This is a genomic window from Anabaena sp. 54 (genome assembly GCF_017355725.1).
Classification (GTDB): Bacteria; Cyanobacteriota; Cyanobacteriia; order Cyanobacteriales; family Nostocaceae; genus Dolichospermum; species Dolichospermum heterosporum.
On the sequence record NZ_JAAVWA010000004.1, the window covers coordinates 91,398 to 112,238 of the forward strand.

Consider the following 20,841-nt stretch of genomic DNA (forward strand, 5'->3'; position numbering starts at 1 on the left):
GGTTTAACGCATTGCGTTAAACCCCTAACTGGTGAGTTAGATTCTAAGCAAAAACAAACTGTTTAGAATCTGTCAAACTCAAACTACTGGCTTGAATCCCAGTCAGAGTAGCTAAAGTTTGATTATTGAAGACGATCGCAGTATCTGCACCAACTTGATTTAACTGGAGTGTAGAGGTGGTAATACCTAAGCTAACAGCACCTTGAATACCGATAACATCCGTACCCAGTTGGAAGTCAAGCACGGTATTTGCAGCTTTTGGTAATTCAGCATTGACAATCCAGAATTGGTCAGCGCCAGCACCACCGGAAATTAAGTTACCACCACCAAGACTAACTCTGAAGATATCTTTACCATCACCACCTAAAGCCCGGTCATTTGCACCTAAGTAGAAGATATCATCACCAGCACCACCAGACATCCGATTATTACCTTGACCATCTCTAGCATCAAAGATGTCATTACCATCACTACCGAAAGCGCGATCGCTCTTATTCACAAAGATAGTATCATCACCGCTACCCAGATCAACGATATTGCTACCTGAGTTGGGCAAACTAGATACAGTGGACAGGTCTAACTCATCTTTACCTGCACCTGTAAATACAATATTGTTTTGACCATCGAATTGACTACCAGGAGTGGCAATTAATTTATCATCTCCTGGAGTTCCTACAGTTGTAGATTGGTTGACTGCGAGAGTAAAGATATCATTGACAGTTGCCCCGGCTTTATCTGTCGCAATTACCTTGACATCTAATTTACCGACATTTCCTATGTTGGGAGTACCACTAAAGGTGCGAGTTGTAGAGTTGAAATTCAACCAATCTGGTAAATTACTACCATCAGCTAACGTGGCAGAATATTTAATTAAATCAGGAATTACTCCATCATTAAGCAGTGTATTTTCAAATGTATCTGTTACTAACTGATGCAGTCTGTTTGTGGGATGAACATCGTCCCAAAAAGCATATTGATCAGGATTAACTGGAGTAGTGACTGTAATTAGAGGTTGGGTAATATTCGTGAATTTGTAATTAGCAGGATTAGTCTGAAATGCTGTACTCAAACCAAAGATATCTACCAAAGATAAATCAACATTGAGGGCTGGTTCTAAGTTAGTTAAAGCTTGAGTTAAAGCTGCATTAAAACCAATAGAAATTGCTCTGGCATTCGCTACATTGTTATTAGCAATACTCAAAGGAGTAGCACCCAAGTCTGATAAATTGCCAACAACAATTTCTTTAGCACCTAATCCGGCTAAGGTTGTAATTGCACTACTAATATTAGTAACTGCATTAGTCACAGCCTGAGTAGGATCTGTGGCAAGATTCAGAAAATCATTAGCACCAGCCCAAATTACATACAGTCCATCTTTACCGATGGAATTGGTATTTACAGTTTTAAATTGCTGAATTTGTGTTAATAATCCAGGTACGGTTATTTGCCCAAAAGTATTACTTACTCCTGTATTTGCGCCCAAAAAGGCGTAATTTTGAATTGATGGGTTTGTAAATTGTAAATCAGGTGCAAAGTAATCAACCCAAATTAAGCCATTAGAAAGACGACCTTGATAATTAGGTGATGGTGGAAAGGTATTACCAGATGCTTTGTAGGCATTACCTGTATCTGAGAGGCTATCACCAAAGATGACGAGGTTTTTATAGGGATTAACTGCGTCTGGATCGGAGAAGGTATCTTTGGGTAGTGTAAATGTAAAGGTAGAATTGACCTTAACTGTTTGATCTGCGATCGCATTACTCAAAATCGGTGCATCGTTGACATTTTCAACTGCGATCGCAAAAATATCATTAGCAGATGTTCCAGCTTTATCTGTAGCTGTGACTTTAACATTCAGACTACCAACATTATCATTACTGGGAGTACCGCTAAAGGTGCGAGTTGTGGGATTGAAGGTTAACCAACTTGGTAAAGCATCGCCATTTTCTAATGTTGCTGAATAAGTTAGAACATCACCTGCATCAACATCTGTGAAGGTATTGGTAGGAATTTGGAAACTGAAAGCGTCACCTTGTTTGGCGGTTTGATCTGCAATTGTATTTGCTAATGTCGGTGCATCGTTGACATTTTCAACTGTAATTACAAAGATATCACTAACAGTTGCCCCGGCTTTATCTGTTGCGATCGCCTTAACATTCAAATTCCCTACATGATCATTAGTGGGAGTACCGCTAAAGGTGCGAATTGTAGGATTGAAAGTTAACCAACTTGGTAAAGCATTGCCATTTTCTAATGTTGCTGAATAAGTTAGAACATCACCAGCATCAACATCTGTGAAGGTATTGGTAGGAATTTGGAAACTGAAAGCGTTACCTTGTTTGGCGTTTTGATCGGCGATTAGGTTAGCAACTATTGGTGCATCGTTGACATTTTCAACGGTAATTACAAAGATATCACTAATATTTGCTCCGGCTTTATCTGTAGCGATCGCCTTAACATTAAAGTTCCCTACATTATCATTAGTTGGAGTACCGCTAAAGGTGCGAGTTGTAGAATTGAAGGTTAACCAACTTGGTAAAGCATTGCCATTTTCTAGGGTTGCTGAATAAGTTAGAACATCACCAGCATCAATATCGGTAAAGGTATTGGTAGGAATTTGGAAACTGAAAGCGTTACCTTGTTTGGCGTTTTGATCGGCGATTAGGTTAGCAACTATTGGTGCATCGTTGACATTTTCAACGGTAATTACAAAGATATCACTAATATTTGCTCCGGCTTTATCTGTAGCGATCGCTTTAATATTCAGATTCCCTACATTATCATTAGTGGGAGTACCGCTAAAGGTGCGAGTTGTGGGATTAAAGGTTAACCAATTTGGTAAAGCATTGCCATTTTCTAGGGTTGCTGAATAAGTCAGAACATCTCCAGCATCAATATCTGTGAAGGTGTTGGTGGGAATTTGGAAACTGAAAGCGTCACCTTGTTTGGCGGTTTGATCTGCGATCGCACTATTTAGAATCGGTGCATCGTTGACATTTTCAACGGTAATTACAAAGATATCACTAACATTTGCTCCGGCTTTATCTATTGCGATCGCTTTAACATTCAAATTCCCTACATGATCATTAGTTGGTGTACCGCTAAAGGTGCGAGTTGTGGAATTAAAAGTCAACCAACTTGGTAGAGAATTACCATTTTCTAAGGTTGCTGAATAACTAAGAACATCACCCGCGTCAATATCGGTGAAGGTATTGGCTGGGATGGTGAAGCTGAATGTCGTATCTTCTATGGTGCTTTGATCTGCAATTGATTGTAGTACTGTTGGAGGATGATTCACATCAACAATACTGCCAACACTTGTTATGGTATCCGCTTGATTTGGAACTGCTTCTGTCAAGCCTGAGTTATCGGTTGCCACACTATAGAAGGCGTAAGTGTGACCGATTTTACCTACATAAATTGCCTCGGTTAGCGTAGTTTTATCCAACCAAGGTGTAAATTCACCACCGTTATCGGATACATAAATTGTGTAGGTAGCTAAGGCAGAACCGTTAGCGTCGTCGTTTCCTGTCCAGTTGACTAAAAATTCAGTGTCGGGAACGATTGTGGGGAGAGCCTTAACGCTACTGGTGGGTTTGCCTGCGTCAAGGGTGTTGAAGATGGGGGGAGTATCAATGGGAGCTTCGGTATCGAAGACAATGGTGGCTTTAGCATCAATGACTGTCCCTGTTGTCACGTCTCGTTTGGCTTTGATGGTGTAGTTAAGGAAGCCGTCTCCAATGCCATCGGCGTTGTTGGGAGGTAAGAAGCCTGTGAGCGCATCTGTAGTAACTTCACCTGTATTGGGATCAATAGTGGTGACTGTCCAGAAGGCTTCTCCTTTTACGAGGTCAATACCTGCTGTTACGTCAACGAAGTAGCCGCGAGTGGCGGTTAAGTCCAGGCGTTGGTTGTAGAAGGCGGTGTTGGCGGGTACGTCAAAGATTAGTCCTCCCCAACCAAAGCTACTGAGTCGGAAGGTACGGAGGTCTAGGTCGGTATCGAGGGGATGGGTGACGGTGACGGTTTGGGCGGGTGCGGTGGCGGTAGATATGTTTTCAAAGCGGATGGTGTAGGGAAGGGTGGAGGAGGCAGAAGTCCATTTTTCTTCACCAAAGCCTGTGGGGCCAATGATGTCGTTGGGGTCGCGGGGGAAAACGACGGGTATTCGTTTCCTTTTATTGGGTTTTGGTTTTGGCGGGAGTGGAGTATATGGTTGAGAACGGTAGGACGCAGATGTAATCCCCCCACCATCTGCACCCCCACCTGCACCCCCACCTGCACCTGCACCGTCATTCGGATCATCGGGGCCAGGCATATCCAAAATCCCTATGGTAAATACAGATTCATCATAGGGAATTGGAGAAGATTTTGGATCGGAAGGGTCTGTTTGAGTTGTTTCAACCTCAATTTCGTATAATTTGACTGTTTCGTAATCAAACGGTTTAGTAGACCATAACTCATTATTATTTTTTATTTCAAACCCGTTTTCTGGATTTTCGATAAGTTTGTATTGGAAGTCTGTGGCAGATGCGTTCTTGTCATAGGTGCTAAACTTCCCAATGTACACTGGGTCACGATTTTCAGCAATAGAATCGCCATCTAAAATAACTGCTATTTTTTGCTCTTGAAAATCCCATACAGAACCTTGGGGCGGCTTTTTCAGCTTTTTGTAGTTATTTGGGTATGGACTATTAAGTAACGCATTCCAATTTAAAACCTGATTTGTGCCAGATTCATCTTTGATTGGATTGTTCTTCAAGATTGAATTGAGTATTTCATACGCATAGCCATGATTGAACTTTTGATAAAATTCTAGTTTGAAAAATCGTGCTATTGATGCTGGAATTGATGTTGGATGAACATAAGATATACCGCCGATTCCCATCCTTGAATTAAGATATAAGTCTTGGTGACCAAAAGGATCGTCATAACCAAACCAATTTGAGCTATGAATGCCGATTACTTGCTTAGCATCAGAAGCATCTACGTGTCCTTTGATATCAGTATTTTCAAATGATGGGCCAGCCGCATCTAAGGCAATAATTCGATTAAGTGTTGTTCCGTATTTCTGATAGTATTGACCTGCATCACCTGCCATCTGAGCACCTAAGCTATGCCCAATTAAAGTGACTTTTCCAGGAGCGTAATTTTTCTCTTTCAGATATTCAGCAACAACATCTCCCAAAAGCTGCGAATTCTCAGCAGCAATCCAATACGCTTGGGATTTTAGGGGATTCGGAAAAAGATCTGTTTGCAATACACTAGCGGCTGCCTGCCAATCTACTAAAATAATGTTGGCATTAATGTTGGCATTCTGATATTTTACTTTAATTGCCTCCGCCATGTCTTTCATCCAACCAGCCGCCTGGAATTTATTACCAGGATTTCCTCCATAGCTATTTAATCCATGAATGATGACGTAAGTTTCATTCGTCTTAACATCTCCTTTGTTCCAAATATTGAAATAAATATCAATATTTTTACCAATTTTACTATTAATTGTTTGTCTATGGTCTGTCAAGCCATTATTTAGTATAGGGTCGCCAGCCGATAAGGTAGATAAAGCTCCTTCTGAGGATGCTAAATTTAATTTACTTACCTCTTGAGAAAAGGAAGAATCGGACAAACTCTCGCTAAAAGGAGCTATATTGAGATTATTTACTGCTTGAGCGGTAATAGGCTGATCGGCATAAGAACTGGCTGTTAAAAAGGCGGCATTGTAAAAATCTTCAATAGAAACAGTCGCATAGTTATCTTTTGAAAGTGTTGTTCCTGCGCTTTGTGCTGCATCTTGTAAACTCGACAATAATAATTGTTGAGCAGCCACTAAATTAGTTTGTAAATCACCTACAGTTTCTCCGACTGAAGCACGGAAAATATTCCAAAAATTCGCAGTTAAGGTCGGATCAGTAAAGGATTCGGGAAACTCACTTTCAAACCTTTTAATATATGGACTCCAATCTAAAGGAGTGGTCGGATCATCAAGAACACTGAGAGAAAACTCAAGAGAATTAAGAGAACTGAGAGCTTTGGTATAAAAAGTAATTGAACCTGTTGCTCCTGGAGCCAAAACGCCAAAAGGACTATTTTCTGCTTTTAAGACTAAATCTAGATTCGTTTCATTGGTTAAGCCTTCTCTTGTAAAAGAAATGGGAGCTTCTGTTTCACTAACCAACAACCCTAAAGGACTTTCAAAATCAACATTACCATTATTGGCATATTGAATTGTTATGGCAATAATATCACCAGGTCTCACTGCTGAGGGGGCAATAATATCAGTCTCAAAATTAGCTTTACCCCCCTCAACAACGGTGAAGCTATCTTGTAAAGTAACAGTTTGATTGTCTTTATTCTTAGCAACCAAATTGTAACTTCCTGCTTTTTTTCCTTTTAAATTAAAAGTGGCAAATGCTTTAGTCGAATCCAGTAAATCTAAACGACTAGTAGCTATCTCTATACCGAGATTTTTATCCACAAGAGTAAAGGTTGTTCCACTATCAAATTTTGCGCCTGAAATTACGACTGTTACCTTACCTGAATTTCCTCCTACTTTTGTTGATAAAGAGTGGATTTCAAAATCGAGAAGTTTTGCTTCAATCGAAAAACTTGGCGTAGATTCGGCTACCGTTTGCCCATAGGCTAAAACATAATAAGTTCCTGCTTGGGTTTCGGGTACAACAATTTCTTGATCGGGAGATAACGCCTCTGAAAAACCGAGATCAAAGGCAGAACGAGTCGGCACTTCCCCATAACGCAGATATAACTCATTCGCCGCCGTCGTCGAAACACTGTCCAACTTCAACCGTAGAGTTTCCCCTGCTCCGACCTCAAAGCGGTAGTAAACCCCTTGACCTTGTGCTAAAGACCATGTACTCGGTGTTCCCAACGTCAAACGCTCCACATCCACATTCACCTTATCCAGAGTCGCCTTCAGATTATTATTTTCATTCGATTCAGGAATTTCATTGCGAATATCACTGCGAATAATGACCTGATAATCCCCAGGAACCACCCCTGGCAAAGAAGCCGTCAGCGTATTGGTATAACTATTGCCACTGAGGACTTCCCTCGAATTGTCAACCTGCCCCAAGAACAGATCATTGATGTCCCATTGACCATCCTTCGAGAGATAAAGAGAATCTGACCAATTCCCCACAACCGCATTACTACCCTCATTTGTCACCGTATAGGTAATGCTGGCACTCTGTCCTGTCACCCCATTGGCTGGAATCGTAATCGTTCCCGCTACTAAATCCGCAGGCTGGGCTAACGACACCACAACAGAAGTGGGATCATAGGCGACATTATTGTTTTCGACAGTTCCCTCATAGAGCGAATTACCTGCATCAGTCTTAGCAAATAGATAGAATGATCCTGATATACCTTGGGGTAAACGGAAAGACTCAGTTTGGCTGTAGGTTGCCCCTGCCGCGAGGTTTCCCGTGTAGGAGCGATAGCCCAGATAGATATCACTGTTGCGATCAAATACCTGATCGCGGGAAAGATAAAAAGCTTCGTACCAACTGCGATCGCCTGTTTCCACCGTTCCCGCATTACGCACCGTCCAATTGACCGTGAGATTTTGACCACTAATAGCAGTTGTGGGCGCATCTACACTGACCATCACCAAGTCTGGACTCGCTGTAACACCAACGCTTGTTCCCCCAGTAGTTACTCCTCCCGTTCCTGCGGTTGTTCCCTCAGTCGCCTTATCATTATTATTTTCTAAAGCCCCTTCATAAACATATTTCAAAGCATCTGTCCGAACCAGAGTGTAATAATTCCCTGACTGCAAATTATTCGGCAAATTAAAACTACGCGAAACGCTATACTGCCCCGACGCATCCAATGCTTCAGAACGATAGACATTGCCAAGGAAAATATCATCATTACTAATTTGGTTATCGGTAGAGAGATACACACCGTCATACCAATAATTGATATTGGTAGTACTACTTCCAAAGTTCTTAACTGTCCAATTAACCGTTAAGGCTTTCCCCGATTGACCACTGCTCGGCGAACTGACCTCAGTGACCTGAAGATCGGCTGATTCTCGTGTCACCGTTAAGGGCTGCCCTGTAGAGCTATTATTATTTTCTTGGGTAGCCTCATAGACCGAGTTACCAGCATCCGTCACCACAAATACCTGATAACCCGCGATCGCGTCAATGGGAAGAGTGACTAGTTCACTGCGAGTATAGGACTGATTAGGAGCTAGAATTTCTCCGCGACTAAACGATCCCAAAACAATATCATCGCTGTTACCGATTTGAGCATCCTTAGAAAGAATAACCCGATCCGTCCAACTACTGACAGCCGTATCCCCAGTTCCCTGATTACGAACCGTCCATTCTACCCGCAGAGCCTTACCCGCTTCTCCTGTCGTGGGTACAGAAGCTGAAACCACTACTAAATCCGCAGGTTGAGAGGTAATGACAAGGGGAGTTGTTGCTAGGAAAGTATTATTTTCATTATTCAATTCAAATACTTCATTATTACTATCGGTAATACCAAAGAGATAGTAATTACCTGTCAAAGTATTGGGTAGAGTGTAACTAAAATTGCTGGTATAGGACTCATCAGGAGCCAAACTTCCGTAATGGGGTTGATCGCCAATAAGCAGATCGGTATTAGTATCAAGTTTATTATCTAAAGAAAGATAGAAACGATCAGTCCAATAATAATTAGGGGTTGTCGTTGAGCCAAAATTGGTAACTTGATAGCTGAAGTTTAGGGCGCGACTTGCTGTTGCTTGGGTTGGAAGCGTCAGCGAAAGAATTTCTAGATCGGGCGGTGGAGTCAGATTGATACGAGTTGGGGTTGCTTTATAGCCCGTATTATTGCCATCAAATACACTTTCAAAGACTTGATTGCCCGCATCCGTCCGCACAAAGAAGTAATAGTCTCCACTAATGCCAATGGGCAAGGAAACCGTCTGTGACGAGGTGTAACTATCATTACTGTTAAGGATTCCATTCTGAGAAAACGTCCCTAAGTTGCGATCATCTGCATCTAACACCTCATCAGTGGACAAGAAAACCTGATCGTACCAGACGGTTTCCAGATTTTTGCCGATTCCCTTATTGGTGACAGTCCAACTGAGATTCAAAGACTGACCTGAAAAAGATTGGGAGGGAATCGTAACATTAGTAACTTGGAAATCGGGTGGTGGTGTAAGGGAAACATTTGTTGGACTACCGACTGTTAGATTGTCATTTTCCTTGTCATTTTCAAAGACATTATTACGAACATCTGTTTTGACTAGGAAATAATAATTACCACTAATGCCACGCGGTAAAGTTACATCCAGATGATTGGTATAACTATCTCCTGCGTTAAGATAACTGGGATTGTTCGCTTGTCCCAAAGAAATATCCGTATCGTCAAAGGTATTATCTAGAGATAAATAAACCGCATCACTCCAATAGGGAGAACTGGTTGCCCCATTACCGACGTTTTTGACTGTCCATTGAATGGCGGTTGATTGGCTAGAAAAGGCCGTTAGAGGTACAGCAACACTAGATACTTGAAGATTAGGGAAGGTTTTTAAAGTAACGGCAATTGGTATATCATCAATTGTTGTATTATTAGTTTCTGTTCCTGAATATTCTAGAATTTGATTATTGGCATCAGTTGAGACGATAATTCGTTGATTACCGCTAAGTATTAAAGGTAGCGTGATTGATTGAGTCCGTTCAACAGAAACCCCTGGTGCAATCGCTCCATCAAAAGTAAACGATCCTAACAATTGATCATTGCCTATGTTGGCATCATCGGATAGATAAACGTAATCCACCCAACTTCCAGAAGCATTTACATTACCCTGATTAGTTAATGTCCAACTAATATTTATTGTTTCTCCAGATTGGGCATTAATTGGTGCAACAATATTACTAACTACTAAATCGGGTAAATTAGTATTAATATCATTATCAATGATGTTTAAAACTGCTGTTTTTTCTGTTCCTAATGTTGTCCCATTGGTAGGATTAGACAAGGTTAAATTGACAGTTTCTGTGGGTTCGTAAACATTGTCATCAATAATAGGAATGGTGACACTTTTACTGGTTTCTCCATTAGCAAAAGTCAACGTAATTGGTAAATTTGAATTATTATAATCACTACTTGCTGTAGCTGTGCCATCAGTAGCAGTTACAGTAACACTAACCTCTCCATCACTTCCCCCTGTACGAGTCAGACTAATAATCGCCGCACCACTTTCATTGAAACTGTAGGTTGCTGCGGTGAAAGAGAAACTACCTGTAAAACCATCATTAATATTTGAGATGGAAATAGTAATATCTTCCTCATAAAATAAACCACTACTATCAGTAGTTTTTACCCGAATAATATGCCTAGTTGCAGTTTCATAATCCAGTAATCCGCCATTAGCAACAATTATTTGATTACCATTCAGTGCAAACCTGCCACCAGCATCATTAATCAGAGTATAAATGTGGGTATCATTAGCATTAGCATCGGCTGAACTAAGAGTACCAATTAAAGTATTATTGGCACTATTTTCGGGAATTGATTTGTTGCTAAGATAGATAGATGTAGGTGCGCTATTGATAACAGTCAAAATAAAGTTATTAGTAACTGAAGCATTATTTTGATCTGTAGCTGTCACCTTAATTTCTAATTGTCCAGCACTAGAAATTGGTGGTGTACCGCTAAAAATCTTGTTATTAAGGGTTAACCAACTCGGTAAAGGACTACCATCAGCTAAAGTTGCCGAATAGGTGAGGGAATCACCCAAATCCACATCGCGGAAAGCATTCTCAGAAATATTGAAATTAGAGAAAGTGTTGCTATAGAAATTAATATCGGGAATAGGATTAACTATTTCCGGTACATCATTCACTGAATTGATTGTGAAGATGACATTAGATGGATTAGCTGCATAATTCGTACCATCAGAACCATTCCAAGTAAAGCCAGCAGTCCCATTAAAATTAGCATTGGGGACAAAAGTTAAACTTCCCAAATCAGCTACAGCAATCTCTTGATTTACTGTGACATTATTAGTCGCCAGTTTGAGTACGCCATTACTCGGTAATTGGACTATCTTAATAGTTGCGAGGGAGATACCACTACTACTGCTAAAAATACTAGAAAAGTCAGTCGCAGAAAAAGTAATAGTTTGGTCTTCATTACCTGTTTTAGCTACACTACCAACCGTAGTTACCGTATTAATATCAACAGCCCAAAGTTCTACCCCTTGGGTGAAATTATCAGCCGTAAAATAGAGTTTACCATTGCTATAAGTTAGGTTTCCTGGGTTAGAACTACCGCCACCAACTTGAATATCTTTGAGTAAAACAGGGCTACCTGTAGTTGCATCTATTTTCCATAATTCATTGCCATTAGCTGATGTGGAAGCAGTGAAGTAGAGAGTACCATTGACATTAGTTAGGTTAGTTGGAGAAGAACTATTATCAGCGGAAACAACATCAATAACGCTAGGAGTTCCGGTGGTGGGGTCAATCTTCCACAGTTCATAACCATAATAATAACCTGATGTGGAAGCAGTGAAGTAGAGAGTACCATTGACATTAGTTAAATTGCCTGGAGAGGAACTACCGCTACCAGAAACAATATCAATAACTACAGGCTTACCCGTTGTTGGGTCAATCTTCCACAGTTCATAGCCATTAGTTGGAGTATATGCTTGGAAGTAAAGTGTGCCATTGACATTCGTTAAATAAGTTGGAGAAAAACTACCAGTACCAGAAACAATATCAATAACTTCAGGATTACCTGTAGTAGAATTAATCCGCCAAAGTTCTTGACCATTGGTGGCATTGTTCACAGTAAAGTAGAGAACGCCACCAACATTTAAAAAGTTAGTAATATTAGGGCTATTAGCACCAGGATAAATTTCTAACTGCACTGTACCCGCAGTAGTTCCATCACTCTTCCACAGTTCTACACCATTAGTCCCATCATTAGCTGTGAAGTAAAGAGTACCATTGACATTGTATAAGTTACTTGGTGATGAGTAACCACTTCCAGGATTAATATCCTTAACTAAAACCGGATTACCCGTGCTGTCTAGTTTCCATAGTTCTTCACCATTAGCAGTGTTATAAGCTGTAAAGAAAAGAGTTCCATTGACATTAGTTAAATTAGTGGGACTGGAACTACCGCTACCAGAAACAATATCAATGACTACAGGTTCACCCGTTGTCGAGTCAATTTTCCACAGTTCTTGACCATTAGCAGCAGTATCTCCCTGGAAATAGAGAACCCCATTAATATTAGTTAGATTAGATACATAAGATACCCCTGCTACAATAACAGGATTACCTGTGGTTGAATCAATGGTATATAACGGCTGGTAAATTGTGTAGTCGTTATTGTAGGAATAGCTTTTGAAATAAAGTTTACCGCCGACATTGGTAAAGCTATCAAGATAAACAGCATTATTACCAAGCAAATCAGGAACTACCAACCGCACAGGGTTTCCCGTAGTTGGGTCTATCTTCCATAACTGAGTGCCATTTACGCCATCATCGGCTTTAAAATACAATGTGCCATTGACATCTATGAGGCTATTGGGACTAGAACTATAGGTACGTCCATTGATATCTTTTGCTAGAACTGTACCCGCAGTAGTCCCATCACTTTTCCACAGTTCTACACCATTAGTCCCATCATTAGCGGTAAAGTAAAGAGTACCATTGACATTGAAAAGGCTACTGGGTGATGAACCATTACTTCCAGAATAAATATCCTTAACTAAAACCGGATTACCAGTGCTGTCTAGTTTCCATAGTTCTTCACCATTAGCAGCGTTAGAAGCCGTAAAGAAAAGAGTCCCATTGACATTAGTTAAATTAGTGGGACTGGAACTATCGTTACCAGAAACAATATCAATGACTACAGGATTACCCGTTGTTGAGTCAATTTTCCACAGTTCATAGCCATTAGTAGCAGTATATGCCTGGAAATAAAGAACTCCATTAATGTTAGTTAGACTAGATACCTGAGATACTCCGGCTATAGTAACAGGATTACCTGTGGTTGAATCAATGGTATATAACGGCTGGTATGTAGAGTTGCTATAGAAAGAGCTTCTGAAATAAAGTTTACCATTTACATTAGTGAAGCTATCAAGATAAACAGCATAGCCACTAGGCAAATCAGGAACTACCAACCGCACAGGGTTTCCCGTAGTTGGATCTATCTTCCATAACTGAGTGCCATTTACGCCATCATCGGCTTTAAAATACAATGTGCCATTGACATCTATGAGGCTATTGGGACTAGAACTATAGGTACGTCCATTGATATCTTTTGCTAGAACTGTACCCGCAGTAGTCCCATCACTTTTCCACAGTTCTACACCATTAGTCCCATCATTAGCGGTAAAGTAAAGAGTACCATTGACATTGAAAAGGCTACTGGGTGATGAACCATTACTTCCAGAATAAATATCCTTAACTAAAACCGGATTACCAGTGCTGTCTAGTTTCCATAGTTCTTCACCATTAGCAGCGTTAGAAGCCGTAAAGAAAAGAGTCCCATTGACATTAGTTAAATTAGTGGGACTGGAACTATCGTTACCAGAAACAATATCAATGACTACAGGATTACCCGTTGTTGAGTCAATTTTCCACAGTTCATAGCCATTAGTAGCAGTATATGCCTGGAAATAAAGAACTCCATTAATGTTAGTTAGACTAGATACCTGAGATACTCCGGCTATAGTAACAGGATTACCTGTGGTTGAATCAATGGTATATAACGGCTGGTATGTAGAGTTGCTATAGAAAGAGCTTCTGAAATAAAGTTTACCATTTACATTAGTGAAGCTATCAAGATAAACAGCATAGCCACTAGGCAAATCAGGAACTACCAACCGCACAGGGTTTCCCGTAGTTGGATCTATCTTCCATAACTGATTGCCATTTACTCCATCGTTGGCTTTAAAATATAATGTCCCATTGACATCTATGAGGCCATTGGGACTAGAACTATTTGCTCCCGCATAAATATCCAGCAGAACTGGATTCCCCGTTGTTGGATCAATGCGAAATAGTTCGCTGCCATTTGTGCCATTATTCGCAATGAAGTAAACTGTGCCACCAGAATTAATGAAGTTGCTAGGACTAGAACTATTCGCACCAGGATAAAGATCGCTAATGAAAACGGGTAGGTTGTTAGCAGGATCTAGTTTCCATAGTTCATAACCTGTATCTGATGTGTAAGCGGTGAAATAAAGAATACCATTAATATTAGTTAAATTACCTGGATCATAAACACCGCTACCAGAACCGATATCAATAACGCTGGGAGTTCCGGTGGTGGGGTCAATCTTCCATAAGTTATAGCCATTAGTTGGAGTATATGCTATGAAGTAGAGTGTGCCATTGACATTCGTTAAATAAGTGGGACTAGAACTATTAGTACCCGCATTGATATCAATGGGTGTGAGTGTACCATTCGTGCCAATTTTCCAGAGTTCATAACCATTAGTGAGGTCATAGGCTTGGAAATAAAGCGTACCATTAACATTAGTTAAATAGGTGGGACTAGAACTACCACTACCTGCATTGATATCAATAAGGCTGACAACTCCTGTACTGAGATCAGCCTTATATAGCTCAATTCCATTGATATCATTGTTAGCAGTGAAGTAGAGAATCCCCCCAACATTGATAAAACTACTGGGATTAGAACTGTAGGTAGTTGCATTAATATCTTGAGTAAGAACTGTACCTTCTGGAGTCCCATCTGTTTGCCAAAGTTCTACCCCTTGAGTGAAGTTATCGGCTGTAAAATAGAGTTTACCATTGCTGTAAGTCAGGTTTCCGGGGCTAGAACTACCAGTACCAACTTGAATGTCTTTGAGGAAAACAGGACTACCTGTAGTTGAGTCTATTTTCCATAGTTCATTACCATTAGCTGATGTAGAAGCCGTGAAATAGAGAACACCATTGATATTAGTTAAATTACTTGGAGAGAAAATACCACTACTAGAAACGATATCAACAATGCTGGGAGTTCCTGTGGTAGGGTCAATCTTCCACAATTTATAGCTACCAGTTGGAGTATAGACTACGAAGTAGAGAGTACCATTGACATTCGTTAAATTGTTTGGAGAAGAACCACCAGTACCTAAATCAATGCGTGTGGGTGTACCATTCGTGCCAATTTTCCAGAGTTCATAACTATTAGTCGGGTCATAGGCTTGGAAGTAGAGAGTACCATTGACGTTGGTTAAATTAGTGGGCGAAGAACCACCACTACCCGCATTGATATCAATGAGGCTAACAACTCCTGTGCTGGGGTCAGCCTTATATAGCTCAATCCCATTGGCATCATTGTTAGCAGTGAAGTAGAGAATTCCCCCAACGTTGATAAAACTGCTGGGATTAGAACTGTAGGTGGTTGCATTGATGTCTGAAACTAAATAGGGTTCATTCATAGCAGGTGTAGATGTCATAAAAGTATATGGTAATTAATTTTCGCGCATAGCTGTAGCAAAAAAATAATATTGAGTATACAAAAGTCTGGCATCTACCAAAAGTTAGATATTTGAAATTTTTCCTCAAGAATCTTACCTGAGTAGGTTGACACAGGAATATGTTGTATTTAAATTAGCTGGTGCTACAATATGTTTTTAGTAAATATATATATACAGAGACCTTATGAACTACCAACGATTTGTACACCTTATGAACTTATGGGAGATTGACTATGTGGAAAGATGAAGTATTGGAAGAAATTTACAAAATCCGAGAAGAACACGCTAAAGCTTTTAATTATGATTTGCATGAAATTTGTCAAGATTTAAGAAAAAAACAGGTAGCTAAAAACAGAAAAGTTATTACTCAGCCGCTGGTAACATTATCATCCTCAACTAAATAGGCGATAGCGAAGCGCTCCGCAGGAATCGCTATTTGGGATATGGGAGAGCGATCGCTTGATAAAATAGAAGTAACTTAAAGTTACAGGATAAACAAATAAATGATCACATTAGAAATGGCGATCGCTTTGCTCGCCGCAGGCATCGCTCCAAAACACACAAAATTAACATACTATCCGTTACCTGTTCCCTTCTTTGTAATATAGAAATAAAATGAGTGAAGTAACAGCAAATTATGATCAATCATGGAAAGAAGCATTAAATGAATATTTTGAAAGCTTCCTAGCATTTTTCTTTCCTGTAGCCCATCAAGCAATAGATTGGACAAAAACCCCTGAATCTTTAGATAAAGAACTGCAAGAAATTACAGCTTCAGGAGAAACCAAAAACCGAATTACCGATAAACTGTATAAAGTTTGGTTATTAGATCAGACCCAAGTATGGATTTTAATCCACATAGAAATTCAGAGTCAATATGATGTCAACTTTGAAGAACGGATGTACATTTATAATTACCGAGCCTTCGACCTTTATCACCAATTTGTAGTAAGTGTAGCAATTTTAGGTGATACAAGTCCTAGTTGGCGACCAAATAGTTATAATAGAGCTATGTTGGATTGTGAACTAAATTTAAAATTCCCCATAGCTAAGATTCTTGATTATGAATCAAAGTGGGATGAACTAGAAAGGAGCGATAATCCCTTTGCTATCATAGTCATGGCGCATTTAAAGACTAAAGCCACCACCAGTAATTTAACAGAAAGGGAGCAATGGAAATGGATATTAATTAGAGGACTTTATGACCGGGGCTTCACAAAAGAGAAAGTTATTAAGTTATTTAAAATCATCGACACAATGATGACTTTACCTAAACAATTGCAAGCAGGATTGGTTACTAAAATTAAACATTTCGAGGAGGAAAGAAAAATGCCTTTGATTAGCCCAACAGAACAACTAGCTATGGAACGGGGAGAGCAACAGCTAGTTATACGCTTACTAAATCGGCGAATTGGTGAAATTGAATTATCATTGATTGACTCAATTCGTAGATTAACAATTGATAAATTAGAATTATTGGGTGAGGCTCTGTTAGATTTTTCTTCTGTTACTGATTTAGAACAATGGTTACAAAATAACCCAGATGCTTGAGATTAATCATATTTATTAAATAGAGCGATCGCCTTTTTGGGGATGTGGAAGGGCGATAGCGAAGCGCTGCTGCAAGCAGTTCGCTTTGGGGATATGGGATGTACCATTTTTGGGGATATGGGAATGCGATAGCGTAAGCGCTGCTGCAAGCAGTTCGCTGTTTTAGGGTAGGGGATGTGAGGGGATGTGGGAGGTGCGATAGCGAAGCGCTGCTGCAAGCAGTTCGCTTTTCGATGATGGGGGTGCGATAGCGAAGCGCTGCTGCAAGCAGTTCACTGTTGTAGGGGATGTGGGATGCAATAGCGAAGCGTTGCTGCAAGCAGTTCGCTTTCAGGGATGATGGGAGTGCGATAGCGAAGCGCTCCGCAGGAATCGCTTCATGAAGAGTACAATTTTCTACGCACAGGAGCAAAGGGAATTTCTTTACCCTTTTGTTGATAATCTTCCTTCACTAACTCCCAGGCTAATTTTAGTTCTTGCAAAGCTTCTTCAGGAGTATCACCAAAAGCTGAAATATTAGGTATTTCTTGTAAATGTGCTAACCAATCTCCTTGTTCATCAATATATAAATTAATTGTAAAGCCATTAAAATTATAATTATTTAAAGTCATTACTGATTTCCCTCTTGATATTCAAAGAACTGCTGAATTTGATAGAGTTTTGCTTTTCCATCTTTACGAGGTTGAATTGGTAAAGGTTTGCCACTCGGTGAATACCATAAACGATGACTTCCTTTTTGACGACTAAATTCCCACCCATTCTGAATGAGGAGAGTTTCAAATTCATCAAAAGTTAGATTTTCTGGACTATTTTTAGCTTTTTGCCATAGTTTTTCTTTTTTAGTCATCACCAAGGCTATTATTTAGTAGATTATCCCTTGATTTTATTATAGTCTGACAGGAATTTAATTTGTGACAGCCCAAGCGCTGACTTGTCAGTTCGCTTTTTGGAAATGTGGGAAGTGCGATAGCGAAGCGCTGCTGCAAGCAGTTCGCTTTTGGGATGTGGGATGTACCATTTTTGGGGATGTGGGATGCGATCGGTTGTTTGTAGCAATCATATAGTAAAATAATAAATAATTTTTTTAAATATTTAATAATGATTGAAAGTCTATATCTTGATACCAGTATTATTGGCTATCTAACAATTAGACCAAGCACTAATCTAATTACTGCTTCAAATTCAGTAATTACACAAAATTGGTGGGATACTCGTCGGGAAAATTTTACTCTATATATTTCGGAAGTAGTTCTAGAAGAATTAGCCAGAGGAGATCAAGAAATAGCTACTAAACGACTGGATCTAATAAGTGAGTTACCATTATTAGCACTCAATGAAGCAGTGGAAGAATTAGCCCAGCAATTTCTGACAAAAAGCAATCTTCCTCCTAAAGCATCTGATGATGCCTTGCATATTGCCTTAGCCACTGTTTATAAAGTAGATTATTTGTTAACATGGAACTGTAAACATATTGCCAATGCACAAATCCAGAAAAAACTCTCACAAATTAGTATTCAATCTGGATATGAACTACCAACGATTTGTACACCTTATGAACTTATGGGAGATTAAATATGTGGAAAGATGAAGTATTAGAAGAAATTTACAAAATCCGAGAAGAACACGCTAAATCTTTTAACTATGATTTGCATGAAATTTGTCAAGATTTAAGAAAAAAACAGGTAGCTAAAAACAGAAAAGTTATTACTCAGCCGCTCGTAACATTATCATCCTCAACTAAATAGGCTCGCTGTTGTAGGGGATGATGGGAGGTGCGATAGCGAAGCGCTGCTGCAAGCAGTTCGCTGTTTTGGGGGATGATGGGATGCGATAGCGCAAGCACTGCTGCAAGCAGTTCGCTTTTTAACAAGGAGATTGAAGGCGATATAATGGTAGTAATGCAGTATAGGAAAAAGTTATGATTCAAACCTTAGATGCTCTGTTCGATGGTGCAGCCCTTCTTCCTGAAGTACGTTTAAACTTACCATTAGTGTTCCATGTAATACTCAATCCCTAGCTCGCTTGATTACCTCGAATTAAATAGCGAACTTCCTCAAGTATAACATTAAATCTCTGATCACTTTCAGCCTGTCTTTCTTTTATTAATTCTATATTTTGTTGATTTTGAGCAGCCAATTGTAACAAAGCTTGAGCAGTTATTCTTAAACCATCTATACCATCTTTAACCTCAGTCATACTTTCTCTTAATTCACTTACACTTGATGCTAATTCATCAAGCATTTCGTCATTCCAGCGTTCTATAGTCATAGTATATTCCTAATTACAAACTCAATTCATATTTCCTATTTTACAATACAATAACTTGCTTTGAGATTAGGAGCGATAGCGAAGCCCGACCTAGGAATCTCTGTTTGTCACTGTTGTGATTACAAAATAACCCAGATTCCTGAGATTGATTACACTTCTAAGAGGATGTTTGAAAAGTTTTTAATGTATAAACTGACCCCTCTCCAAACCTCTCCCCTGCAAGGGGAGAGGCTTTAAAACCCCCATTCCCTTGTAGGGAAGGGGGGTAGGGGGGTTAGGTTTTTGGAGATTATGGGTTTCATATAATACTTTTCAAACAACCTCTTACAACCTGAGTTCGATGTAAGAAAACCAGCTAAAAATGAGTATTCAAAAGGGTTAGAGGCTTTTCTGGAAAGAGCCTATATTCTCAATAAGCCTTAATTATTGAGAATTAATAGGAAACCAGCCTAGATTTAAGTAAATTTTCATAACAAAATCTAAATTTATATTACGAATACTATTTGAATACAAACTCAAAGTACCTCAGATTAGGGACAATAGAAGAGGTTTAATTAAAGAAAATTAATGATTATAACTCATGGAATTAGAAACTATTTTCTGTGAAATTGATGATTTTTGTACCTATTTTGAGCCAATATTTCAAGCTCAACTTATCCCATCCCAAATAAAAAAAAGAATTAGACCCAGCCGATTATGTCTAAGTGAAATTATGACAATAATTGTGTATTTTCATCGCTCTAGTTACCGCAATTTTAAAGATTATTACCTGAAACATATCTTCAAATATTGCCAAGGTGAATTTCCCAATTTAGTGAGTTATCAAAGATTTGTTGAATTAATGCCAAATGCTTTAATTCCCTTGATGTATTATCTGAATACACGAAAAGGACTCAATACAGGTATAAGTTTTATTGATAGTACCTCTATTCCCATTTGTCATTCTAAAAGAGCCAAGACAAATAAGGTCTTTAAAGATTTAGCTGGCTGGGGGAAAAGTTCTATTTGTTGGTATTTTGGGTTTAAACTTCATTTGATTATTAATGATCAAGGAGAGTTACTTGCGTTTCAAATTACTCCTGGAAATACAGATGACCGAAAACCTGTTCCCACTTTGACTAAGAACTTATTTGGGAAAATATTTGGAGACAAAGGATATATTTCTCAAAAACTCTGGCTTGAACTTTGGTCTAATGGACTCAAATTAATCACTCCTTTCAAGAAAAATATGCGGAATAAGCTCTTGTCCCTGGAGGAGAAATTAATGCTCCGAAAACGCTCTTTAATTGAAACTGTTAATGACCAACTCAAAAATATTTCACAACTTGCTCATTCTCGACATCGAAGTGTTACTAATTTCATGGTTAATGTTGTTGCTGCAATAATAGCTTATACTTGGCAACCTAAAAAACCTTCTTTAAGATTTGATGAAAATGAAATTGAAACCTTACCAGTTTTATTAGCTTAATTACCAATTAAATATCAATATTACCTAATAGTAAATACATTTCAAAAAATTAATTTTTTGAGAACTTTTTGGCGTGGGC

The 20,841-nt window shown here is 39.2% G+C and carries 11 protein-coding genes; 6 read left to right on the top strand and 5 right to left on the bottom strand.

Annotation, left to right across the window (positions count from 1 at the left end; translation table 11 throughout):
* Positions 1–43: 43 nt before the first annotated feature.
* Positions 44–15,454 (bottom strand): ELWxxDGT repeat protein, encoded by a 15,411-nt coding sequence (locus HEQ36_RS06660; RefSeq protein WP_290707099.1) that lies wholly within the window; start codon positions 15,452–15,454, stop codon positions 44–46.
* Positions 15,455–15,708: 254 nt separating this feature from the next.
* Here HEQ36_RS06660 and HEQ36_RS06665 point away from each other — a divergent pair, with 254 nt between their 5' ends.
* Entirely contained in the window at positions 15,709–15,879 is a 171-nt protein-coding gene (locus tag HEQ36_RS06665; protein WP_015079759.1) for a hypothetical protein, read from the top strand.
* 211 nt (positions 15,880–16,090) lie between these two features.
* Positions 16,091–17,026: a DUF4351 domain-containing protein gene (locus HEQ36_RS06670; protein ID WP_168636595.1), complete on the top strand. Its 936-nt coding sequence runs from the start codon at positions 16,091–16,093 to the stop codon at positions 17,024–17,026.
* Between the two features lie 2 nt (positions 17,027–17,028).
* Here HEQ36_RS06670 and HEQ36_RS06675 read toward each other — a convergent pair whose 3' ends face one another.
* The 3 genes from HEQ36_RS06675 to HEQ36_RS06685 form a co-directional block, all read right to left on the bottom strand.
* Positions 17,029–17,175 (bottom strand): hypothetical protein, encoded by a 147-nt coding sequence (locus HEQ36_RS06675; protein ID WP_205748580.1) that lies wholly within the window; start codon positions 17,173–17,175, stop codon positions 17,029–17,031.
* A gap of 228 nt (positions 17,176–17,403) precedes the next feature.
* Entirely contained in the window at positions 17,404–17,637 is a 234-nt protein-coding gene (locus tag HEQ36_RS06680) for a type II toxin-antitoxin system HicB family antitoxin (protein ID WP_053540398.1), read from the bottom strand.
* Positions 17,637–17,873, bottom strand: a complete 237-nt coding sequence (locus tag HEQ36_RS06685; protein ID WP_015079757.1) for a type II toxin-antitoxin system HicA family toxin — start codon at positions 17,871–17,873, stop codon at positions 17,637–17,639. The genes HEQ36_RS06680 and HEQ36_RS06685 overlap by 1 nt, the downstream gene beginning before the upstream one ends.
* A 64-nt stretch (positions 17,874–17,937) precedes the next feature.
* On the opposite strand from HEQ36_RS06685, the gene HEQ36_RS06690 reads away from it, so the two are divergent.
* From HEQ36_RS06690 to HEQ36_RS06700, 3 genes are read left to right on the top strand one after another with little or no spacing between them, the layout of a single operon-like run.
* Positions 17,938–18,090, top strand: coding sequence for a hypothetical protein (locus HEQ36_RS06690; RefSeq protein ID WP_168636593.1), 153 nt, complete (start codon positions 17,938–17,940; stop codon positions 18,088–18,090).
* A 34-nt stretch (positions 18,091–18,124) separates the two neighbouring features.
* On the top strand, positions 18,125–18,598 hold the full coding sequence (locus tag HEQ36_RS06695) for a type II toxin-antitoxin system VapC family toxin (RefSeq protein ID WP_015079758.1): 474 nt from the start codon (positions 18,125–18,127) through the stop codon (positions 18,596–18,598).
* Between the two features lie 2 nt (positions 18,599–18,600).
* On the top strand, positions 18,601–18,771 hold the full coding sequence (locus HEQ36_RS06700; protein ID WP_168204483.1) for a hypothetical protein: 171 nt from the start codon (positions 18,601–18,603) through the stop codon (positions 18,769–18,771).
* Between the two features lie 268 nt (positions 18,772–19,039).
* Here HEQ36_RS06700 and HEQ36_RS06705 read toward each other — a convergent pair whose 3' ends face one another.
* Positions 19,040–19,294: a hypothetical protein gene (locus tag HEQ36_RS06705; RefSeq protein WP_168636592.1), complete on the bottom strand. Its 255-nt coding sequence runs from the start codon at positions 19,292–19,294 to the stop codon at positions 19,040–19,042.
* Positions 19,295–19,874: 580 nt separating this feature from the next.
* Between HEQ36_RS06705 and HEQ36_RS06710 the strand changes: the two genes are divergently transcribed.
* Positions 19,875–20,762, top strand: a complete 888-nt coding sequence (locus HEQ36_RS06710) for an IS982 family transposase (protein WP_168634808.1) — start codon at positions 19,875–19,877, stop codon at positions 20,760–20,762.
* Positions 20,763–20,841: the final 79 nt, after the last annotated feature.

What these genes read in the sequence shown, in the direction of transcription:
- HEQ36_RS06660 (WP_290707099.1), bottom strand. Translation starts at nt 15,454, where the DNA reads ATGACATCTACACCTGCTATGAATGAACCCTATTTAGTTTCAGACATC.
- HEQ36_RS06665 (WP_015079759.1), top strand. Translation starts at nt 15,709, where the DNA reads ATGTGGAAAGATGAAGTATTGGAAGAAATTTACAAAATCCGAGAAGAA.
- HEQ36_RS06670 (WP_168636595.1), top strand. Translation starts at nt 16,091, where the DNA reads ATGAGTGAAGTAACAGCAAATTATGATCAATCATGGAAAGAAGCATTA.
- HEQ36_RS06680 (WP_053540398.1), bottom strand. Translation starts at nt 17,637, where the DNA reads ATGACTTTAAATAATTATAATTTTAATGGCTTTACAATTAATTTATAT.
- HEQ36_RS06685 (WP_015079757.1), bottom strand. Translation starts at nt 17,873, where the DNA reads ATGACTAAAAAAGAAAAACTATGGCAAAAAGCTAAAAATAGTCCAGAA.
- HEQ36_RS06695 (WP_015079758.1), top strand. Translation starts at nt 18,125, where the DNA reads ATGATTGAAAGTCTATATCTTGATACCAGTATTATTGGCTATCTAACA.
- HEQ36_RS06700 (WP_168204483.1), top strand. Translation starts at nt 18,601, where the DNA reads ATGTGGAAAGATGAAGTATTAGAAGAAATTTACAAAATCCGAGAAGAA.
- HEQ36_RS06705 (WP_168636592.1), bottom strand. Translation starts at nt 19,294, where the DNA reads ATGACTATAGAACGCTGGAATGACGAAATGCTTGATGAATTAGCATCA.
- HEQ36_RS06710 (WP_168634808.1), top strand. Translation starts at nt 19,875, where the DNA reads ATGGAATTAGAAACTATTTTCTGTGAAATTGATGATTTTTGTACCTAT.